This window comes from Agrococcus pavilionensis RW1, from assembly GCF_000400485.1.
In the GTDB taxonomy this organism is placed as follows: Bacteria; Actinomycetota; Actinomycetes; order Actinomycetales; family Microbacteriaceae; genus Agrococcus; species Agrococcus pavilionensis.
In genome coordinates, this window is the sequence record NZ_ASHR01000032.1 from 112610 (window position 1) to 133224 (window position 20615).

The 20615-nt window shown below is 73.1% G+C and carries 24 protein-coding genes; 5 read left to right on the top strand and 19 right to left on the bottom strand.

The window, feature by feature from the left end:
* Positions 1–13 precede the first annotated feature (13 nt).
* On the bottom strand, positions 14–367 hold the full coding sequence (locus L332_RS26790; protein ID WP_021011423.1) for a YraN family protein: 354 nt from the start codon (positions 365–367) through the stop codon (positions 14–16).
* Positions 368–452: 85 nt separating this feature from the next.
* Positions 453–776, bottom strand: coding sequence for a DUF2469 domain-containing protein (locus tag L332_RS26795; RefSeq protein WP_021011424.1), 324 nt, complete (start codon positions 774–776; stop codon positions 453–455).
* A gap of 66 nt (positions 777–842) precedes the next feature.
* Here L332_RS26795 and L332_RS26800 point away from each other — a divergent pair, with 66 nt between their 5' ends.
* Together L332_RS26800 and L332_RS26805 are read left to right on the top strand one after the other, a co-directional pair.
* Entirely contained in the window at positions 843–1793 is a 951-nt protein-coding gene (locus tag L332_RS26800) for a serine/threonine-protein kinase (protein WP_041204100.1), read from the top strand.
* 82 nt (positions 1794–1875) lie between these two features.
* Complete coding sequence (locus tag L332_RS26805; protein WP_021011426.1) at positions 1876–3684, top strand: VWA domain-containing protein; 1809 nt, start codon at positions 1876–1878, stop codon at positions 3682–3684.
* Here L332_RS26805 and L332_RS29605 read toward each other — a convergent pair.
* The 9 genes from L332_RS29605 to rpsP all read right to left on the bottom strand — a co-directional run bounded on the left by L332_RS29605 (position 3681) and on the right by rpsP (position 9025).
* Complete coding sequence (locus L332_RS29605) at positions 3681–4139, bottom strand: helix-turn-helix domain-containing protein (protein WP_021011427.1); 459 nt, start codon at positions 4137–4139, stop codon at positions 3681–3683. The two genes, L332_RS26805 and L332_RS29605, sit on opposite strands and share 4 nt — an antisense overlap.
* 22 nt (positions 4140–4161) lie before the next feature.
* Positions 4162–4857 carry a ribonuclease HII gene (locus tag L332_RS26815; RefSeq protein WP_021011428.1) on the bottom strand — a complete coding sequence of 232 codons (696 nt, stop codon included), beginning with the start codon at positions 4855–4857 and terminating at the stop codon, positions 4162–4164.
* Complete coding sequence (gene lepB, locus L332_RS26820; RefSeq protein WP_021011429.1) at positions 4854–5636, bottom strand: signal peptidase I; 783 nt, start codon at positions 5634–5636, stop codon at positions 4854–4856. The genes L332_RS26815 and lepB overlap by 4 nt, the downstream gene beginning before the upstream one ends.
* Positions 5637–5782: 146 nt before the next feature.
* Positions 5783–6133 (bottom strand): 50S ribosomal protein L19, encoded by a 351-nt coding sequence (gene rplS / locus L332_RS26825; RefSeq protein WP_021011430.1) that lies wholly within the window; start codon positions 6131–6133, stop codon positions 5783–5785.
* 169 nt (positions 6134–6302) lie between these two features.
* Positions 6303–6929 carry a hypothetical protein gene (locus L332_RS26830; protein ID WP_021065101.1) on the bottom strand — a complete coding sequence of 209 codons (627 nt, stop codon included), beginning with the start codon at positions 6927–6929 and terminating at the stop codon, positions 6303–6305.
* Positions 6930–6980: 51 nt separating this feature from the next.
* On the bottom strand, positions 6981–7685 hold the full coding sequence (trmD, locus tag L332_RS26835; RefSeq protein ID WP_021011432.1) for a tRNA (guanosine(37)-N1)-methyltransferase TrmD: 705 nt from the start codon (positions 7683–7685) through the stop codon (positions 6981–6983).
* Between the two features lie 3 nt (positions 7686–7688).
* Entirely contained in the window at positions 7689–8354 is a 666-nt protein-coding gene (gene rimM, locus L332_RS26840) for a ribosome maturation factor RimM (protein WP_021011433.1), read from the bottom strand.
* 7 nt (positions 8355–8361) lie between these two features.
* Positions 8362–8598 (bottom strand): RNA-binding protein, encoded by a 237-nt coding sequence (locus tag L332_RS26845; RefSeq protein WP_021011434.1) that lies wholly within the window; start codon positions 8596–8598, stop codon positions 8362–8364.
* Between the two features lies 1 nt (position 8599).
* Positions 8600–9025, bottom strand: coding sequence for a 30S ribosomal protein S16 (gene rpsP / locus L332_RS26850; protein ID WP_021011435.1), 426 nt, complete (start codon positions 9023–9025; stop codon positions 8600–8602).
* A 183-nt stretch (positions 9026–9208) separates the two neighbouring features.
* Here rpsP and L332_RS26855 point away from each other — a divergent pair, with 183 nt between their 5' ends.
* Complete coding sequence (locus L332_RS26855; RefSeq protein ID WP_021011436.1) at positions 9209–10303, top strand: carboxylate-amine ligase; 1095 nt, start codon at positions 9209–9211, stop codon at positions 10301–10303.
* Positions 10304–10307: 4 nt separating this feature from the next.
* Here the strand turns inward: L332_RS26855 and L332_RS26860 are convergent, their stop codons facing one another.
* Positions 10308–11117, bottom strand: coding sequence for an LLM class F420-dependent oxidoreductase (locus L332_RS26860; protein WP_021011437.1), 810 nt, complete (start codon positions 11115–11117; stop codon positions 10308–10310).
* Between the two features lie 40 nt (positions 11118–11157).
* Between L332_RS26860 and L332_RS26865 the strand changes: the two genes are divergently transcribed.
* Positions 11158–12258: a GNAT family N-acetyltransferase gene (locus L332_RS26865; protein WP_021065102.1), complete on the top strand. Its 1101-nt coding sequence runs from the start codon at positions 11158–11160 to the stop codon at positions 12256–12258.
* Between the two features lie 250 nt (positions 12259–12508).
* Here the strand turns inward: L332_RS26865 and L332_RS26870 are convergent, their stop codons facing one another.
* From L332_RS26870 to ffh, 6 genes are all read right to left on the bottom strand, one after another.
* Positions 12509–13168, bottom strand: a complete 660-nt coding sequence (locus L332_RS26870) for an SDR family oxidoreductase (RefSeq protein WP_021011439.1) — start codon at positions 13166–13168, stop codon at positions 12509–12511.
* 32 nt (positions 13169–13200) lie between these two features.
* On the bottom strand, positions 13201–13959 hold the full coding sequence (locus L332_RS26875; RefSeq protein ID WP_021011440.1) for an iron ABC transporter ATP-binding protein: 759 nt from the start codon (positions 13957–13959) through the stop codon (positions 13201–13203).
* Positions 13956–14981: an iron chelate uptake ABC transporter family permease subunit gene (locus tag L332_RS26880; protein WP_021011441.1), complete on the bottom strand. Its 1026-nt coding sequence runs from the start codon at positions 14979–14981 to the stop codon at positions 13956–13958. The genes L332_RS26875 and L332_RS26880 overlap by 4 nt, the downstream gene beginning before the upstream one ends.
* Entirely contained in the window at positions 14974–15948 is a 975-nt protein-coding gene (locus L332_RS26885; protein WP_021011442.1) for an ABC transporter permease, read from the bottom strand. The genes L332_RS26880 and L332_RS26885 overlap by 8 nt, the downstream gene beginning before the upstream one ends.
* 7 nt (positions 15949–15955) lie before the next feature.
* Complete coding sequence (locus L332_RS30805; RefSeq protein WP_021011443.1) at positions 15956–16906, bottom strand: siderophore ABC transporter substrate-binding protein; 951 nt, start codon at positions 16904–16906, stop codon at positions 15956–15958.
* A gap of 110 nt (positions 16907–17016) precedes the next feature.
* Positions 17017–18558 carry a signal recognition particle protein gene (gene ffh / locus L332_RS26895; protein WP_021011444.1) on the bottom strand — a complete coding sequence of 514 codons (1542 nt, stop codon included), beginning with the start codon at positions 18556–18558 and terminating at the stop codon, positions 17017–17019.
* A gap of 107 nt (positions 18559–18665) precedes the next feature.
* Between ffh and L332_RS26900 the strand changes: the two genes are divergently transcribed.
* Entirely contained in the window at positions 18666–19829 is a 1164-nt protein-coding gene (locus L332_RS26900; RefSeq protein ID WP_158316737.1) for an AMP-binding protein, read from the top strand.
* Between the two features lie 190 nt (positions 19830–20019).
* Here L332_RS26900 and ftsY read toward each other — a convergent pair.
* A partial coding sequence (gene ftsY / locus L332_RS0115665) for a signal recognition particle-docking protein FtsY (RefSeq protein WP_031224210.1) occupies positions 20020–20615 on the bottom strand: 596 nt, incomplete at its 5' end.

A 20615-nucleotide genomic window follows, 5' to 3' on the forward strand; every position in this document is an offset into this window, starting at 1 on the left:
CGCCCGAAGCCGCTCACTCGATGCCCCGCAGGTGCTCGACGCGCCAGCGACCGGAGCGCGGCGCGATGACCGCGACGGCGTCCATGCGGATCGGCCCGCGATGGCGGTGCTCGCCGAGCCACACGCCCGCGAGCGTGCGCAGGCGCCTCACCTTCTCGGGCGTGATCGCCTCGAACGGATGCCCGAACTCGGTGCCGCGGCGCGTCTTCACCTCGACGAAGACGAGCGTCTCGCCGTCGAGGGCGATGATGTCGACCTCCCCGTGCGGGCAGCGCCAGCGCCGGTCGACGATGCGCATCCCCGCGCGCTCGAGGTGCACGCTCGCGGCCGCCTCGCCGTCGAGCCCCAGCTCATCCTTCGCCCGCATGGGGCAGAGGAAAGCGGATGCGGCAGCTCGCGCGCGCGACGCGGGCGCGGCGCTGTGGAGAACGAGCGGGCAGCGCCCGCCTGCGTCACTCCTCGATCGCGAGGTCCTTCGGCAGCTCGAGGTCGCGGGAGGCGAGCTCCTCGACGTTGACGTCCTTGAAGGTCAGGATGCGCGCCGACTTGATGAAGCGGTCGGAGCGGTAGATGTCCCACACCCAGACGTCGGTGAGCTCGAGCTCGAAGTAGAAGTCGGTGCCTGCGTCGTGGCGCGTGACCTTGACGTCGTTCGCGAGGTAGAACCGTCGCTCGGTCTCGACGACGTGCTTGAACATGCCGACGACGTCGCGGTACTCCTTGAAGAGGGCCAGCTCGACTTCGCGGTCGTAGTCCTCGATGTCCTCGGGTTCCACGCATCCATCCTATGCCGCCCCGGCGCGCGGGCGGACCGGTGGCCGAGCCCTGCCTAGGATCGGGGTGTGGCTGTGGCATTCGCGGGGCGGTTCGCGCTCGTCGACCCGCTCGCGGAGGGCGGTTCAGGGGTCGTCTGGCGCGCGTGGGACCTGCGCGAGCGGCAGTACGTCGCGGCGAAGGTGCTCCGCCAGGTCGACGCGGCCTCGCTCGTGCGCTTCGCGCGCGAGCAGGCCACGCGCATCCGGCACCCGCACGTGCTCACCCCCACGGGCTGGGCGGGCGAGGACGACCGCGTGCTGCTCGCGATGCCGCTCGTCGACGGCGGCTCGCTCGCGACCCTCGCCGGCGACTTCGCGCCGCTGCCGGCACCGTGGATCGCGCGCATCGCCGACCAGGCGCTGCAAGCGCTCGAGGCGGTCCACGCGGCTGGCGTCGTGCACCGCGACGTCACCCCGGCGAACCTGCTGCTCGACGCGACGGGCACGGGCGAGCCGCGGTTGCGGCTCACCGACTTCGGCATCGCCGCGCGCATCGGCGGCCCTCGGCTCACGACCGGGCCGTTCGCCGTCGGCACCGCGGGCTTCCGCGCCCCCGAGGCGCACGACGCCGATCCGCACCCGTCGGCGGACGTCTACGCGCTCGGCATGACCCTGGATGCGCTCGGCCCTGGCGGCGTGCTGCGAGCGCTCGTCGACGAGATGCTCGCCGAGGCGCCCGGCGAGCGCCCGTCGCCCGGGTCGCTGCGCGAGCGGCTCCACGCCACCGGATTGCTCGAGCGCCCGCTCGGCGACGACGTCGAGGTCTTCCGGCAGCTCCCCGAGCTGCCGCCGGCATGGGGGCCTCGTGGCCCGGCTCCGGATGCATCGATGCCGACCGAGAGCGCCCGCCCGGTCCCAGCGGTGGACGACCCTCCGGATCGGGCGTCGTCGCGTCGCGCGGGCGCGCTGCTCGCCGGATCGCTCGCGATGCTCGCCGTGGGAGCCACGAGCATCGTCGCCGCACTGCTGCTCGCATGAGCCTTGACTTCGCGATCGCAAACCCATAGATTCGCAATCGCAAAGATTGCCGGGCCTGCCGCCCCGACCGAGGGAGACCACCTTGCTCCGACGCATCCGCCTCGCGACCGCGCTCGTCGCCGTGCTCGCCGTCGCGAGCTCGCTCAGCGCGGCACCCGCGCTCGCGGCGAGCCCGCGCGACGACGCCTCGCTCATGCTGGTGCTCGACGCGAGCGGCTCGATGGCGATGCCCGACGCGACGGGCGCCCCGCGCATCGACGCCGCCCGTACCGCCATCGACCGCGCCCTCGACGGCCTCGACGACGAGCAGCGCGTGGGCCTGCGGGTCTTCGGCGCGACCGTGCTCGGCCAGGAGTCCCCCGGCGCGTGCACCGACTCGCAGCGCGTCGTGCCGGTCGGCGCCGGGAACCGCGACGCCCTCCGCGCCGCGGCCGTCGCCTACGCGCCCTACGGCGAGACACCCATCGGCTTCGCGCTCCAGGAGGCCGCCGCGGATCTCGGCACCGATGGCCCGCGGTCCATCCTGCTGGTCTCGGACGGCCTCGCGAACTGCGATCCCGACCCGTGCACCGTCGCCGCGGAGCTCGCTGGCGGCGGCATCGACCTCATGATCAACGTCGTCGGCTTCGACGTCGACCCCGCTGCGCGCGAACAGCTGCGGTGCGTCGCCGACGCCGGCCGAGGCGCGTACGTCGACGCCGCCGACGCCGCTGGGCTCGAGCACGCGCTCACGGCGCTCGCGGCCCGCGCCTTCCGACCCTTCTCCGTCGTCGGCAACCCGGTCACCGGCACGCCGGATGCGTCGGACGCGCCCGCCATCCGCGCCGGCACGCAGTGGGTCGACGAGCTCGACGGCTCCGGCGCCGAGCGCCACTACGTCGTCGAGCGCGACATCCCCGGCTCGACGCTGCTCGTCGGCATGCTCGGGGTGCTCCCCGCGAACCACCGCGGCGGTGCCGTGACGATCCGGCTCGAGGCCGAAGGCGCGCTGTGCGGCTACGAGACCGTGTCGGCCGACGGCTCGACCCAGGCGTCGCTCATCGCGCTGAGCGCCGGTGCGCTCGAAGCCGCGGACGACGCGTGCATGACCGCGGACGCGCTCGAGCTCTCGGTCACCGACCTCGGCTCCCCCGCGGGGGCTGTGCCCTTCGAGCTGCGCCTCGTCGAGCAGCCGCTGCCCGCGAACCTCGACGCGCTCCCCGCGGCCGTCTCAGCCGAGCGCGACTGGACGCTCGGCCTCGCGGAGGACGCGGCCGGCGGCGAGCTCGAGCCGGGATCGAGCCTCAACGATCCCGCCGGCATCGAGCCGGGTTCCTACCGGGTCGACATCCTGCCGGGCGAGACGCAGTTCTTCTCCGTCCCGGTCGACTGGGGCCAGTCGGTGCGCGCGGTCGCATCGTTCGAGAACGACACCGATCATCCGTACGAAGCGGGCAGGCTGCACATCCTGGACCCGGTCGGCGGGATCGCGAGCGACCTCCTCGCGCGTGCCGCGGACGGCGCGCGCTGGGCTGACGTGGCTGCGGACACGCGGCTGCGGCTCGCGAACGCCACCCCGCCGATCGCGCTGCCCGCGCGGCGCTCCGGGGAGGCGAGCCTCGCCGGGGAGCACACCGTCGTGGTCTCGCTCGCCCCGATGGAGGAGCCGCGGATCATCCCCTACACGCTCACCGTCGAAGTGGTCGGCGACCCGAGCGGCACCCCGGAGCTCGCCGCCGCGCCCTCGGCGATGCCGACCCCGGGCGCGGCGCCCGTCGAGACCGCCCCCTTGGACGACGGCGCGACGGGCGCCGGCCCGCTCGCCATCGGGCTCGGCGTCGCGGGCGGCCTGCTCGTGGCAACGGGGCTCGTCGGGCTCGCCGTCTGGCTCCGCGCGCGGCGTCGCGCCTAGCGCGGGCCTGCCAGCAGCGCCGCGAGGCCGTCGGCCACTCGCGGGTAGCCGGTCCGGAGCTGCTCGATCGCGGCCTCGAGCTCCGCCCGCGGCGCGATCGCGAGCAGTGCGTCGCGGAGTGCCTCCGCCGGCGCGCCCGCGTGCGTCGAGCGCACGGTCGACGCGGCGATCTCTTGCGCGCGACGCGCGACCTCGGCCGCGGGCAGCCCCGCCCGGGCATCCGCCTCGAGCGCGATGAGCGCATCCATCCGCGCGAGCACGACGGGGTTGCCGATCTTGACCCGCTGGCCCTGCAGCAGCTGCGAGAGCATCGGCGCGGAGAGCCCCATCGCCTGCGCGAGCCGCGCTTGCGTCATCCCGAGCGATTCGCGCACCGGCGCGAGCAGCTCGGCGAGCGGGGCTCCGTAGAGCGCCGCCTGCTCGACGAGGTTGCGCTCCACCTGCGCTCGATCCATGCCCGGCCTCCCTGCCGCGAGCCTAGCCCGCGGCGGGCACGAGCCCGGTCGCGGCCGGCATGCTCGCGTCGGCGGTCGGCCGCTGGAGCGAGCGCAGCCAGGTGCGCCGGTGCAGCGCCGTGGGCCCGAGCTCGGCGATCGCCGCGAGGTGCTCGGCCGAGCCGTAGCCCTTGTTGGACGCCCAGGCATAGCCCGCGTGCACCGCGTCGGCCTCGACCATCCGCTCGTCGCGCTCGACCTTCGCGACGAGCGCGGCGCCCGAGACGGATGCGCAGTCGCGGTCGGCCTTCGCGCGCAGCACCGTGCGCACGGGCACGCGGAGGGCCGGCGCGAGCCAGTCGTGCGTGCCGTCGAGCAGGATCGCGGCGCTCGGCACGTGCACGCCGAGCGCGTGGAGGGCGACGAGCGCGCGGCGGCCGGCGAGGCCCAGCGCGACCTGGATGCCGAAGCGGTCGATCTCGTCGTTCGAGGCGTGCCCGACGGCGCTCACGCCCCACTCGCGCACCAGCGGGGCCGTCGCCGTGCGGCGGAGCGCCGTCATGGCCTTCGAGTCGCGGAGGTGCTCGGGGTGCGGCCCGCAGCCGTCGCGGAGGGCGAGCGCGCCGACGCTCACGGGACCGGCGAGCGCGCCGCGACCCACCTCATCCATGCCGATGACGACGGGCGCATCCGCCCAGAGCTCGCGCTCGTGGTCGAGCGTCGGCGACACGACCGTCATGCCGCCGGCACCGCCTCGGCGCTCACCGGCCCGAGCTCCGCCGCGCCCTGCGGCTCGACGCCCACGAACGTCGACTCGAAGTCGTCGAGCCACGCCCAGCGCTCGAGCGGCCAGGAGACGAGGATCGCGCGGCCGACGAGCGACTGCATCGGCACGAAGCCGCCGCCCGGCGCGTCGATGTGCGCGCGGGAGTCGCCCGAGTGGTTGCGGTTGTCGCCCATCACCCACACGTGGCCCTCGGGCACGGTGACGTCGAAGCCCTGCGCGCTCGCGGGCTGGCCTTCGGCGTCGAGGTGGAGGTAGGGCTCGTCGAGCGGCACACCGTTGACCGTGAGCTGGCCGAAGTCGTTGCAGCACTGCACGCGGTCGCCGGGGAGGCCGATGACGCGCTTGATGAGGTAGCCGTGGTCGTCCTCGGGCGCGAGGCCGACGAAGGTGAGGAACCAGTCGATCGCGCCGACGATGCCGCTCTCCTCCGGCTCGGCCGCCGGCTCGGGGAGCCAGCCGCCCGGGTCCTCGAAGACGACGATCTCGCCGCGGTCGACGGGCACGAGCGTCGGCGTGAGGAGGCTCACGATGATGCGGTCGTCGACCTGCAGGGTGTCGTTCATCGACTCCGACGGGATCCAGAAGGGCCGGATGAGGAACGTCTTGACGAGGAACGAGACGAGCAGCGCGACGAGGAAGATGACGACGATGTCGCGCAGGAACAGCAGCGCGCCGCGTCGTCGGGACGGCCCCGCGGCACGGCTCTCCCCCGTGTCGACCGTGTCCGTCATCCCGCGCCCTTTCGCCTCGGCAAGTCTAGGCGAGCGGGGGTGCCGCCAGCCGCTGGACGCGTCGCGCGAGATCACGATTCCGTGACGAACCGCCCGGCGCGAACGCGGAAGCGGGGCCGGCAAGCCGGCCCCGCTTCGTGCTCAGATCAGGAGAAGTCGCGCTTCTCGCGGATCTTGGCGGCCTTGCCGCGCAGACCGCGGAGGTAGTAGAGCTTCGCGCGGCGCACGTCGCCGCGGCTCACGACCTCGATCTTGTCGATCACCGGCGAGTGCACCGGGAAGGTGCGCTCGACGCCGACCTGGAACGAGACCTTGCGGACCGTGAAGGTCTCGCGCACGCCGTGGCCCGAGCGGCCGATGACGACGCCCTGGAAGATCTGCACGCGCGAGCGCGAGCCTTCGATGATGTTGACGTGGACCTTGACGTTGTCGCCGGGGCGGAAGTCGGGGACGTCGGAACGGAGGCTGGCTGCGTCGACCTTGTCGAGGATGTGCATGGCGGTATCGCTCTCTGCAGCCGCCACAGGTCGGCCGCGTCATGGGTTCGGGGTTGCGGTGCTCGCTCTCTCCCCTGTGGCAGAGGCCGCGCTCAGGCGGAAGCCGTGCGAGGCACCAACGAGCAATCTTGCCACAACCGGGGCCCGCGCGCCAACGCCGGCGGCCGGATCAGCGCTTGTCGTCGCCCTCGAGGCCGATGACGCGACCCGACTGCGGCCCCTCGATGCGCTCGAACGACGCGTCCGCCTGCCGCGCCTGCTGCTCGAGCAGCGGCGCCTGCAGGTCGTTCACGGCGCGCTCGACGCGGGCGCGCGTCTCGCGGCCGAGCTCGAGCACCTGGAGCCAGAAGAGCACGACGCCGCCGATGATCGTCGCCATGATGCCGATCGCGGTGAACGACTGCGACGCGGTGAGCCAGCCGTCGCCGAACCACGCGGTGAGGGCGCTCCCCGTGCGGCCGCCGCCTGTGTCGACGACCGTGACGCCGAGCAGCGCGATCACGAGCAGCCACGGGCCGAGCAGCTTCACGTCGCGCCACTGCGCCGCGCGGGGCTTCCGCACCTGCTTGCGCGCGATCGTGATGCCGACGACCGCGCCGATGAGGATCGCGAGCCCCGGGCCGAGGAAGGCCTGCAGCAGCAGCGCATCGCCGAGCGGCGCGCCCGCGAGCGCGCGGCCGAACATGATCCACACCGGCAGCACGACGATCGCGCCGATCATCACCCAGAAGAACGCGCGCAGCGCCCAGTGCCGTTGCGCCCGAGGACGCTGCGTGGAGGAGGCGGTGGGGGCCATGGCTCGAATCTACCGACCGGGCCCGGGCGACGCTCGCGTGTTCGCTGAGGGCTACGCGTCGGCGCCGTCGGCCGGCAGCAGATCCGGCCGCACGCGCCGCGTGCGCTCGAGCGCCTGCTCGCGCCGCCAGGCGGCGATCGCCCCGTGGTTGCCGCCGCGCAGCACCTCCGGCACGTCGAGCCCGCGCCACGTGGCGGGCTTCGTGTAGGAGGGGTGCTCGAGCAGCCCCTCCTCGTGGCTCTCCTCGACGAGCGAGGCGGGGTTCCCGACGACGCCCGGCACGAGCCGGCCGATGGCCTCGATCATCGCCATCGCGGCGACCTCGCCGCCGTTGAGCACGTAGTCGCCGAGGCTCACCTCGATGACGCGCGCCCGGGTGGCGACGTGCTCGGCGACGCGCGCGTCGATCCCCTCGTAGCGGCCGCACGCGAAGATGAGCCGCCGCTCCTCGGCGAGCTCGCGCGCGAGCGACTGCGTGAAGGGCACGCCCGCCGGCGTCGGGAAGACGACCACGGCATCCGCCGCGCCCTCCCCCAGCAGCTCGTCGAACGCCTCGCCCCACGGCTCGGGCCGCATGACCATGCCGGCGCCGCCGCCGTAGGGGGTGTCGTCGACGGTGCGGTGCCGGTCGTGCGTGTGGTCGCGCAGGTCGTGCACGTGCAGCTCGAGCAGCTGCTCGCGGCGCGCGCGGCCGAGCAGCGAGACGTCGAGGACGCCGAAGAACTCGGGGAAGATCGTGACGATGTCGACGCGCACGGGCTACGCCCGCTCGTCGTCGGCGGTCTCCGAGGTGTCGGGGGCGGATGCGTCGTCGGCCTCCGCGGGCGCGCTCGGCTCGGCGTCGGCAACCTCGGGCTCGGTCGCGGCGGGCGCCTCGGTCGGCGCCTCCTCCTCGAGGTCCTCGAGGAGCCCCAGCGGCGGGGTGATGACGATGCGGCCCGCGCGCAGGTCGACCTCGGGCACGATCGCCTTGACGAAGGGGATCATGACCTCGTCGCCGGCGATCTCGACGATGAGCATGTCCTGCGCGGGCATCGCGTCGACGCGCACGACGCGGCCGACGCGCTCGCCCTCGCGCCAGACCTCGAGGCCGGCGAGCTGGTGCACGTACCAGGCGTCGGGCTCGGTCGGCAGCTCGGTCGCGTCCTGCTCGACCCACAGCACGGCCTTGACGAGCGTCTCGGCCTCGGTGCGGTCGCCAACGCCCTTGAAGAAGGCGACGGGGCTGCCGTTGTAGACGCGCAGCTCGACGAGCTCGATCGACTTGCCGTGCCACTTCGACGACGTCGGCACCTGCAGCGCGAAGCGCGCGCCGGGCACGAACCGTCGGCCGGGGTCGTCGGTGTAGAGCTCGATCTTGAGAGCACCCTTGAGCCCGTGGGCTCTCGCTATCCGTCCGACGCGCAGCTGGGTGCGGGCCGGCACGGCGGGCCTAGCGATCGGTGTCCACCACGTCCACGCGGACGCGGCGTCCTCCGGGGAGCGCACCGATCACGGTGCGCAGGGCGCCGGCGGTGCGACCGCCGCGCCCGATGACGCGGCCGAGGTCCTCGGGGTGCACCCGCACCTCGAGGACCTCGCCGCGCTGCGAGTCGCGCGCGCCGACGCGCACGTCGTCAGGGCGATCGACGATCCCCTTGACCAGGTGCTCGAGAGCGTCGCGCAGCATCTCAGGACTCGGTCGACTCGGCCGAGGCGTCAGCCTCGGTCTCGGCGGCCTCGGCCGCGGGGGCCGCGGCCGGCTTCTCGGCCTTGGGCTTGAGCACCGGCTTCTTGGCCTCGTCGGCGACGAAGGCCTTCTTGCCCTCGGGCTGCTTGACCTGGTTCTCGGTCGAGCCCTCGCCCGTGTGCTTGCCCCAGTCGCCCGTGAGCTTGAGGAGCGCGGCGACCTGCTCGGTCGGCTGCGCGCCGACGCCGAGCCAGTACTGCGCCCGCTCGCTGTCGATCTCGATGAGCGAAGGGTTCTCGGTCGGGTGGTACTTGCCGATCTCCTCGATGACGCGACCGTCGCGCTTGGTGCGCGAGTCGGCCACGACGACGCGGTAGAAGGGCGCGCGGATCTTGCCGAAGCGCTTCAGACGGATCTTGACTGCCACAGTTCTCCTGCTTTGTTCTCTCGTGATTGCACCGCGGCCTGCGCACGTGGGAGATGCGCGACCCGTAGAGCTGGGAGAGCGACGCGCGCCGGATAGAGGGTCGGGCGCGTGCTCGACCCCCCATTCTGTCACATCCTCGATCCGCTCGCGCGCCACTCAGGTTCGCGGTCCTACGCTTCCCGCATGGACTTCGCCTCCTCGAAGCGCTCGACCCTCGGCGTCGAGTGGGAGCTCGCCCTCATCGACCCCTCGACGGGCGACATCGCGCCGCACGCGAAGGAGCTGCTCGCCGCGATCGACGACCCGCGCTTCGACAAGGAGTTCCTGCGCGGCATGATCGAGCTCATCACGGGCGTGCACGAGACGACGGATGCGGCGGTCGACGAGCTGCGCGGCATGCGCGACCGCGCGGTCGCCGAGGCCGATCGCATGGGGCTCGCGCTCGTGGGCACCGGCACGCACCCCACGAGCCGCTGGCGGCAGCAGGAGCAGGCGGACGACCCGCGCTACCGGCGCGTCGTCGAGAAGGCGGGCGACTGGGGCCGCCGGCTCATCATCTTCGGCGTGCACAACCACGTCGGCGTCGAGGATCGCGCGAAGGCCGTGCCGCTCCTGCGCACGATGCTCGACAAGCTGCCGCTCATCCTCGCGCTCTCGGCCTCGAGCCCGTTCTGGCAAGGCGTCGACACGGGATTCGCCTCCCACCGCACGATGCTGTTCCAGCAGCTGCCGACCGGCGGGCTGCCGCCGATGCTCGTCGACTGGCCCGAGTACGAGCGCACGCTCGAGGACATGCTGCGCGCCGGCGTCATCGACGAGCTCGGCGAGCTGCGCTGGGACGTGCGGCCCTCCCCCGAGATCGGCACGATCGAGGTGCGGGTCGCCGACGGCGCGCCGTCGATCGACGACCTCGCCGCCGTCACGGCACTCACCCACTGCCTCATCGAGGAGGCGTCGCGCGACCTCGACGAGGGCAAGGCGCAGCTGCACCTGCCCTACTGGCTCGTGAAGGAGAACAAGTGGCGCGCGGCGCGCGACGGCCTCGAGGCGACCGTCATCGTCGACGAGCAGGGCACGCTGCAGCGCGCCGCCGACGCGATCGCCGAGGCGGCCGACCGGCTCGCGCCGATCGCCGCCGACCTCGGCGCGACGCGCTCGCTCGGCGCCGTCGAGCGCGTGCTCGCGACCGGCGGCTGGCCCGCGCGGCAGCGCGCCGCCTTCGAGCGCGGCGGGCACGCGGTCGTGATGGCCGAGCTCGCCGAGGCGATGCGCGCGTAGCCCTCTAGGCGTCCTTGCCGTCGCGCCAGCGGAGGAACGACTCGACGCGCTCGAGGTCGTAGCCGTCCGGGGTGTCGTCGCCCGAGAGCGGGATCGTGAACAGCCGCGTGCCGACCGCGTGCAGCGCGTCGAGCCGGTCGAAGCCCACGCCGCCGACCCCGTCGCGCACGCTCGCGCCGTTCGAGACCTCGATCTCGGCGATGTCGCGGCCGCGCGCCTCGCACGCGCGCCGCAGCACGTCGAGCTTGTGCGGCAGCTCGTCGGGACCGACGAACGAGTGCCAGATGTCGGCGTGCTCCGCGACCATCGGCAGCGTCTTCTGCTCGCCCTTTCCGCCGATGAGGATCGGCATGGCGCCGACGGGCGGCGGGTTGAGCCTCTCCCAGCGCGCGCGGATGCGCGGGAGCGCCGCGGCGAGGTCGTTGAGCCGCGAGCCCACGGTGCCGAAGTCGTAGCCGTACTCCAGGTAGTCGCGCTCGAACCATCCGCTGCCGATGCCGAAGATGAAGCGGCCGTTCGAGATGTGGTCGATCGTGCGGGCGACGTCGGCGAGCAGATCGGGGTTGCGGTACGAGTTGCAGAACACGAGCGGGCCGAGCTGCACGCGCTCAGTCGATGCCGCCCACGCCGCGAGCTGCGTCGTCGCCTCGAAGTGCGCGCCGTCGGGGTCCCCCGTGAGCGGGAAGAAGTGGTCCCAGCCGAAGACGGCGTCGACGCCCATCTCCTCGAGCCGGCGGGCCGCGTCGATCGTCTGCTGCATCGTGACGTGCTGCGGCGAGAGCTGCACGCCGATCCTCGTGGGTCGATCCGTCATGGACTCGACCCTACGGCCCGTCGCGCCCTACCCTGAGCGGGTGCCTGACCTCTCCCCCATCGCCGAGCGCGCCGAGGCGCCCGAGACCCTGCCCGAGATCACCGCGGGCGAGCTGTCGTGGCGCGCCGCGACGGTCGACGACGCGCAGCTCGTGACCGACTTCAACAACGCGATCGCCGAGGCCGGCGACTTCCCGTTCCGCGAGACGGTCGACGAGGTGCGCGACGAGCTCTCGGCAGCGTGGGTCGACCTCTCGACCCAGTCGATGCTCGGCTTCGACGCCGAGGGGCGGCTGCGCGCGGCGGGCTTCGCGACGACGGCGCCCGGCGACGTCCGCACGGTGCGCGCCTTCGTCTTCGGCGGCGTGCATCCCGAGCGGCGCGGCGAGGGCATCGGCCGCGAGCTGCTCGCGTGGCAGGTCGCGCGCGCCCGGCAGCTGCTCGCGGCTTCCGGCAAGGAGCTCCCCGCTCGCATCGCCGCCTACGCCGAGGACACCGACGCGGTGCGGCACCGCCTCCTCGAGCGCGCCGGCTTCGCCGCGCGCCGCTTCTTCGCCGACCTCAAGCGCCCGCTCGGCGCGGGCGCGCCGCCCATCCCCGAGGTCGAGCTCGCCGGCTCCCTGCGGCTCGCGCCCTTCTCCCCCGAGCTCGACGACGCCACCCGGCTCGCCCACAACGACGCGTTCCGCGACCACTGGGGCAGCGAGCCGCAGACCCTCGAGCAGTGGCAGAGCGGGCGCAGCGAGTTCGCGCCCGAGTGGTCGCACGTCGTCGTCGACGACGCGCCCGACGTCGACGCCCTGCTCGCGGACGAGCGCACGGATGCGTCGACGGCCGAAGCGCTGCGCGCCGGCGAGCCGCTCGTGGTCGCGTACGCGTACAACAGCCGCTACGAGGCCGACTTCCCCGTGCGGGGCTACTCGTTCGGCTACACGGGCCTGCTCGGCACGCGCCGCGCGTACCGCGGGCGGAAGGCCGCGATCGCCGCGCTCGCCGCGAGCATGCGCTCGTTCGAGGACGCGGGCATGGAGGCTGCGGTGCTCGACGTCGACACCGAGAACCCGAGCGGCGCGCACGGCCTCTACGCGAGCCTCGGCTACGTGAAGGAGCACGGCTCGCGGATGTACAGCATCGAGCTGTAGCCCGAGCGGCGGCTCCCGCGCCTGAGTGGCGGCTCCCGCACCCGAGTGGCGGCTTCCGCACCTGAGTGGCGGCTCCCGCACATGAGTGGCGGCTCCCGCACATGAGTGGCGGCTCCCGCACGTGAGTGGCGGCTCCCGCACGTGAGTGGCGGCTTCCGCACGTGAGTGGCGAATCTCCGCGTGCGGCGCCACTCACCCGCCGCAGGCGCCACTCACCCGCCGCAGGCGCCACTCGGCGCGAGGGCGCAGGTCAGGCGGGGAGCGACGCGAGCGCCTCGCGCACCGGGGTCTCGCCGCCGTTGCAGCGGATCGTGAGGCCCGAGACGGCCGGATGGGCGACGGTCTCGGCGATGAGGCGCGCGACGGTCGCGCGCGGGATCTCGCCCGACTCGATCGAGCCCTGCGGCTCGTCGAGCTCGATGCCGGACTCCTCGTCGAGCGTCAGGCCCGACGGCTGCAGGATGACCCAGTCGGCGACGCGCTCGCGGATCGCCTCGTCGACGAGCGCCTTGGCCTCGGCGTACGCGTAGAACGGCTCGTCGGGCGAGACGCCGTGCTCGAGGCTCGCGCCGAAGTACGAGACCATCACGAGCCGCGCGCCCGAGCGGGCCACCGCATCCACGACCTTCATCGCCGCGTCGCGGTCGACCGCCCACGTGCGCTCGGGATCGCCGCCGCCGGCGCCGGCCGACCACACGACGACGTCGAAGCCGTCGAGCAGCGCGTCGATGCCCGCCTGGTCGAGCGACTCGAGGTCGGCGACGACCGGCTCGGCGCCCGCCTGCCGGACGTCGGCGACGTGGTCGGGGTTGCGGATGACCGCGTGGACGGAGTGACCGGCCTCGGCGAGCATCGGCTCCGCGAGGAGCGCGACCTTGCCGTGACCGCCGAGGATCAGGATGCGTGCCATGCCGTCACGCTACGGGCCTCACCTGGACGGAGTCAGGGCGTGAAGACCGCGAAGGGGCGGTCGTCGATGCGGTGCACGCGCACGGGTGTGTCGAAGACGCGCTCGAGCACGGCGTCCTGCATGACCTCGTCGACCGTGCCCTCGACGCAGATCTGCCCCTCCTTGAGGGCGAGGATGCGGTCGGCGAAGGCCGCGGCCATGTTGAGGTCGTGGAGCACGATGACGATCGTGCGGCCGAGGTCGTCGGCGGCCGCCCGCAGCTCGCGCATCATCGCCACGGCGTGCTTCGGGTCGAGGCTCGCGAGCGGCTCGTCGAGCAGCACGACCTCGGTGTCCTGCGCGAGCACCATCGCGACGAACGCGCGCTGCCGCTGGCCGCCCGAGAGCGCGTCGAGCTGGCGATCGGCGAGGTCCTCGAGGTGCAGGAAGCGGATCGCGCGGTCGATGTGCTGCTGGTCGCCGAACGTCAAGCGGCCGCCCGACCAGGGGAAGCGGCCGAAGGCGACGAGCTCGCGCACCGTCAGTCGCGCCTCGAGCCGGTTCTCCTGCCGGAGGATCGAGACGATCCGCGCGAGGTCGGCCGACTTCGTCGCCTGCACGTCGTGGCCCATGACGCGCACGGAGCCCGCGGAGGGGTCGAGCAGCCGGCCGATGACCGACAGGAGCGTCGACTTGCCCGCGCCGTTCGGTCCCACGAGCGCCGTGATGCCGCCCGCGGGCACCTCGCTCGAGACGGGCCCGAGCACGACGTGCTCGGCGTAGCGCTTCGAGACCTGCTCGATGGCGATCACTTCGGCCTCCTCCGACCCAGCAGCAGCGCGAGGAACGCGATGCCGCCGACGACTTCGATGATGACGGTGACGAGCCCCGCGGCGTCGAACACGTGGCGCATGACGAGCTGCGCGCCCGCGAGCGCGAGCACGCCGAGGCCGACGGCCATCGGCAGCACGTGCGCGTGCTTGTGGGAGCCCGCGAGGCGGTATGCGAGCGTCGCGACGAGGAACCCGAAGAACGTCATGGGGCCCGCGAGCGCGGTCGCGAAGGCGACGAGCACCGAGACGCAGATGAGCGCGACGATGAGCTCGCGGCGGTGGTCGACGCCGAGGGCCGTGGCCCCGTCGCGCCCGAGCAGGACGACGTCGAGCCGGCGCCGACGCATCCACACCACCGCCCCGACCGCGCCGCAGACCGCGAGGGCGAGCGGCAGGTGGTCGGGCTGCACCGACGAGAGCCTGCCGAAGAGCTCGAGGCTCAGCAGGTCGTAGTCGGTCGGCGAGAGGATGCGCTGCACGAACGACGAGACGGAGTCGAACGCGAGCCCGATGACGACGCCGACGAGCAGGAGCGTCAGCACGCCGCCCCCCGAGCGGTCGAGCAGCCACGTGTAGAGCGCGGTCGCGGCGATCACCATGAGCGCCGTCTGCGCGAGCAGCTTCGGCAGTCCGTCGGTCGCCGCGATCGCCGAGCCGCCGAACACGAAGACGGTGAGCGTCTGCATGAGCGTGTACATCGAGTCGAAGCCGATGATCGACGGGGTCAGGATGCGGTTCGACGTCACGGTGTGGAAGATGACGGTCGCGACGGCGTGCGCGAACGAGGCGACGAGGATGCCGCCCACGAGCGTCGCGCGCCGCGGCATCGCGAGCTCGAGCGGGCCACGCACGTCGACGAGCAGCACCGCGACGAGCGCGGCGAGCGCGAGCGACCAGACGATCGCGAGCCGCAGCGCCGGGCGGGTGCCGGTGGGGGCGCTCGGCGCGCGGCCGCTCAGCGCGCGCGGAGCCGGGGCGCGCGGCGGCAGGGCGTCAGGCACGCTGCCTCCCGCGCAGGAGGAACGCGACGAAGGCGACGGCGCCGACGGCGCCCATGATGACGGATGCGGGGATCTCCATGGGCGCGACGATCGTGCGGCCGATGAGGTCGCACGCGAGCAGCAGCGCGACGCCGGCGATCGCGATCCACGGGAGGCTGCGGCGCAGGTCGTCGCCGAGCAGGAGGCGCATGACGTTCGGCACGACGAGCCCGAGGAAGGGGATGAAGCCGACGACGACGCTCGTGACGCCCGAGCACAGCGCGACGCCCGAGATGCCGAGGAGCGTGATGACGCGGTAGTCGATGCCGAGGTTCGTCGCGATGCCCTCGCCGAGCCCCGCGATCGTGAAGCGGTCGGCCATGATCCACACGACGATCGCGACGAGCGCGGCGGCCCAGAGCGGCTCGTGGAAGCCCTGCACGATGCCGCTGAAGCCGCCGGAGCTCCACGCGGCCATCGACTGCAGCAGGTCGGCGCGGGCGGCGAGGAACTGCGTGACGCCGCCGATGATCGCGCCGAGCATGATGCCCACGAGCGGCACGATGAGCGGCCCGCGCGTGCGCACGCGGCGCAGGATCGCAAGGAACACGAGGGTGCCGACGAAGGCGGCGGCGGTCGCGAAGACCATCCGCACCATGACCGGGGCGTCCGGCCACGTGATGAGGATGAGCAGCATGCCGAGCCCCGCCCACTGCGAGGTGCCCGCGGTCGTCGGCTCGACGAAGCGGTTCTGCGTGATGAGCTGCATGACGACGCCCGAGACGCTCATCGCGACGCCCGCGAAGATGAGCGCGAGGGTGCGCGGCACGCGCGAGATGAGGAACATCTCGAGCTGCGCGGGATCGGTGAAGAGGCCGCTCAGCGAGATGCCGTAGCCGCCCACGAGGAGCGAGGCGACGACGAGCAGCACGGTCACGCCAGCGAGCGCCGGCAGCAGCCGGCGCTCGCGAGCGGTCCTGACGGTCACAAGGAGATCAGTCGGCCATCGCCTGGGCGACCTGGTCGAAGGCGCGGGTGTAGGCCTGCACGCCCTCGGTGCGGTAGAAGTCGTCCTCGAGGTAGACGATGTGGCCCTCCTGCACGAAGCGCGTGCCCGCGAGCGCGGGGTTGCCCTCGATGACCTGCTTCGCGGGCTGCGCGTCCTCCGTGCCGGTGCCGGCGTCGCGGTCGAGCACGATCGCCCAGTCGGGGTCGGCCTGCGCGATCGTCTCGGGCGCGAGGCCCGAGTCCTGGTGGATGTCGCCAGCCTCGCCGGCGAAGACGTCGGTCATGTCGATCGCGTCGGAGAGGCGCGAGATGCGCTCCGCGCCGTTGTCGAGCTTGCCGCCGTTGACGATGCCGAGGAAGACGCTCTGGCCGGCCGCCGCCTCGGTGGCCGCCTCGACGGATGCGTCGAGCTCCTCGATGATCGCGGTCGCCTCGTCCTCGCGCTCGAAGATCGCGCCGAGCGAGGTCGTCTGCTGGCGCAGCGCCTCGACGTAGCCGCCCTCGTGCTCGTCGTTCGCGGCGATGTCGATCGTCGGGGCGATCGCCTCGAGGTCCTCGGTGTACTCGCCGAAGCGGTAGCCGCCGATGATGAGGTCGGGCTCGGCCTCGGCGAGCGCCTCGAAGTCGGGCTCGCGGTGCGTGCCGACGTCGGCGATCGACTCGTCCTCGACCCACTCGGCGAAGCGCTCGGGCGCGACGAGCTGCACGGGCAGCGCGACCGGGGTGATGCCCCACGCGAGCAGCGTCTCCATGGCCGTGTTGTCGAGCACCGCGACGCGCTCGGGCAGCACCTCGACCTGCACCTCGCCGAGGTTCGACGGGACGGTGACCGTCTCGGCGGCGGCGTCGGTCTCGGCGGGCGCCGCGTTGGCGCTGCAGCCGGCCAGGAGCGCGATCGCGGCCGCGGCGGCGATCGTCGTGCGGATGGCACGGGACATGGAGGTACTCCGTTTCGGAAGGGTGGGGATCTCGCTGCATCGATGCGCGAGTAAGGCAAGCCTAACCTTGCCCGCGGCGCGCGCGCAAAGCGCGGCCCCGCGCCTCCGCCCTACCGGTTGCCGAGCATGCGCTGGAGCGTCTCCTGCTCCGCGCCCGAGAGCTCGCCGAACGCGCCCTCCGCCTTCGGCTTGCCGAACGCGCTCCCCTGGGCGGGCGCCGCGGGCTGCTCGGTGCGCTTCGCGGGGTTGCCGGAGCGCTTGAGCTGCTTGCCCTGCGGCTTGCCGCCCTTCTTGGGCGCGCGCATGCCCGGCGGCATCGGCCCCATCCCGGGCATGTTGGGCATGCCGCCCTTCGCGACCGTCTTCATCATCTTCGCCGCCTGGTCGAAGCGCGCGATGAGCTGGTTGACGTCGGTGACGGTGACGCCCGCGCCCTTCGCGATGCGCAGCCGCCGCGAGCCGTTGAGGATCTTCGACTGCTTGCGCTCCTGCGGCGTCATCGACTGGATGATCGCCTCGGTGCGCACGAGCTCCTTCTCGTCGAACGAGTCGATCGCCTCGCGCATGCCCTTCGCGCCCGGCAGCATCCCGAGCATCTGCTTGAAGTTGCCGGCCTTCCGCAGCTGCTGCATCTGCTTGAGGAAGTCCTCGAGCGTGAAGCCGTCGGTCGCGATCGCCTCCGCGAGGCGGTGGGCCTCCTCCTCGTCGAAGGCCTTCTGCGCCTGCTCGATGAGCGTGAGGATGTCGCCGAGGTCGAGGATGCGGCTCGCCATGCGGTCGGGGTGGAACGGCTCGAAGTCGTCGAGCGCCTCACCCGTCGAGGCGAAGAGGATGGGCTTGCCCGTCAGTCCGCGGATCGAGAGCGCGGCACCGCCGCGCGCGTCGCCGTCGAGCTTCGTCAGCACGACGCCCGTGAAGTCGACGCCCTCCTGGAACGCCTTCGCGGTCGCGACGGCGTCCTGGCCGATCATCGCGTCGATGACGAAGAGCACCTCGTCGGGCTGCACGGCCTTCCGGATGTTCGCGGCCTGCTTCATCATCTCGGCGTCGACGCCGAGGCGGCCGGCGGTGTCGACGATGACGATGTCGTACTGGCGGCGCTTCGCCTCCGCTACACCGTCGCGCGCGACCTTCACGGGGTCGCCGATGCCGTTGCCCGGCTCGGGCGCGAAGACCTGCACGCCCGCCTGGCTGCCGACGACCTGCAGCTGCGTCACGGCGTTCGGGCGCTGGAGGTCGCTCGCGACGAGCAGCGGCTGGTGGCCCTGCGCGCGCAGGTGCTTCGCGAGCTTGCCCGCGAGCGTCGTCTTGCCCGCGCCCTGGAGCCCCGCGAGCATGATGACGGTCGGCGGGGTCTTCGCGAGCTCGAGCCTGCGGCTGTCGCCGCCGAGGATCGCGATGAGCTCGTCGTTGACGATCTTGACGACCTGTTGGGCGGGGTTGAGCGCCTCGGAGACCTCGGCGCCGAGCGCCCGCTCGCGCACCGCGGCGGTGAACGACTTGACGACGTCGAGCGCGACATCGGCGTCGAGCAGCGCCCGCCGGATCTCGCGGACGGTGCCGTCGACGTCGGCCGCCGAGAGCTTGCCCTTCGTGCGGAGCTTCGCGAGGGTCTCGGTGAGCCGAGTGGAGAGAGAGCCGAAGGTCGCCATGGTGCTCCCGAGTCTACCGGCGGGGCGCGCGCCCGGCTCGGCCTCCCCGAGCGGGCGGGCCTGGCATGCTGGTGCTGCGTTCGCGTCGACACCGGGAGGGGGATCGGATGCGCCTTCGAGGGATGCCGCCGAGCCACGCGCGCTCGCTCGGGCGCAGCGTGCGCGAGCACGGCTTCACGATCACGGCGCTCGCCCGCCACTCCGCGCGCGTGCGCCGCGATCACCTCGCGCTCGTCGTCGACGGCTGGAGCGCGACCTTCGGCGAGCTGTGGGAAGCGGCGGAGGGCGCCGCCTCGGTGCTCTTCCGCGAGCCGCTCGAGCGGCGGCCCCGGCCGGTCGTCATCGCGTGCGACGGACCGGCGATGGTCATCGCGCTCCTCGCCGGCTCCCGGCTCGGGCTCGACGTCATGCCGATCCGCCCCGCCCTGCTCGACGAGCTCCGCGACGCCGTGCCCGCTGACGCCCTGCTCATCCACGACGGCGAGGCGCCGGAGTGGCACCCGGGGCCGACCGTGACGGCCACCAGCATCCTCGAGTGGTCGCGCGCCGACGGTTCGGGGCTCGCGTCGACGCGGCGCCGCGTCCGCATCGCGCTCCCCGCCCTCTCGTCCGCGGGCACCGTGACGACCCACGTGCAAGGGGCGCTCGGCATCCAGGGCCTGCGCCAGCTCGCCGGGCTCCACGACCGCCTCGGCGTCGAGGGCACCGACGTGATCCTCGCGTGCGCGCCGCTGCACCGCGGCAAGGGGCTGCAGCTGCTCGGCATGTCGTTGCTCACTGGCGCGACGCTCGTGAGCGCCGCGAACACGCCCGCGGCCGACCGGCTCCGCATCATCGAGGAGCGGTTCGTCTCGGTGCTCTCGGCCTCGCCCGGCCAGCTCGCAGGCATGCTCGACGAGCTCGACCGCACCGGCAAGGCGCCTCCGCGGCTGCGCCGCATCCTGCTCGCGGGGCAGGACCTCGACGCCGACCTCGTGCGCCGCGTGCACGCGACGTGGGGGCCGATCGTGCTCACCGCGTACGGCACGGTGCAGACCGGCACGGTCGCGATGGCGACGCCCGAGCTGCTCTCGAAGCACCCGGGCACCGTCGGCCTGCCGCTGCCGGGCAGCGAGTTCGGCATCGTCGGCCACAAGGGCTCCGGCGATGCGAGCGGGCTGCTGTGGGTGCGCGGCGCGCACGCGACGGTCATCACCGAGGACCAGGCGCGGATCGAGGGCGGCAGGCTCACGATCACCGGGCCGCTGCAGCATCCCGACACGGCTGAGTAGCAGGCGGAGCCCTCCCGTCTCGATGCGGCCCTGCGGGCCTACTCGACGAGCGGAGGCTGACCGACGAGCTGCTCGACGCGGAGGTCCTGTGGACCTCCTCGCTGACCGGTCGCGGGAGCGGGCCTAACCGACGAGCTGCTCGACGCGGAGGTCCTGTGGACCTCCGCGCTGACCGGTCGCGAGAGCGGGCCTAGCCGACGAGCTGCTCGACGAAGACGTGCGGCGTGAACCCCGTCAGGTCGTCGATGTCCTCGCCCTGCCCGATGAGCTTGATCGGGATGCCGGTGCGCTCCTGCACGGCGAGGATGAAGCCGCCCTTCGCGCTCCCGTCGAGCTTCGTCACGACGAGCCCCGTGATGCCGGCGTGCTCGATGAACGCCATCGCCTGGTTCACGCCGTTCTGGCCCGTCGTCGCGTCGAGCACGAGCAGCACCTCCGCGATCGGCGACTGCTTCTCGATCACGCGCTTGATCTTGCCGAGCTCATCCATGAGCCCGCCCTTCGTGTGCAGGCGGCCGGCGGTGTCGATGATGCACATCGCGTGCCCGTGCGCCTTCGCCGCCTCGACCGTCTGGAAGGCGACGGATGCGGGATCCTGGCCCTCGCGCTCCGGGCGCACGATCGCGCTCCCCGCGCGCTGCGCCCACGTGCCGAGCTGCTCGACCGCCGCGGCGCGGAACGTGTCGGCCGCGCCGACCACGACCGACTGGCCGTTGCGCACGAGGAAGCGCGCGAGCTTGCCGATCGTCGTCGTCTTGCCGACGCCGTTGACGCCCACGACGAGGA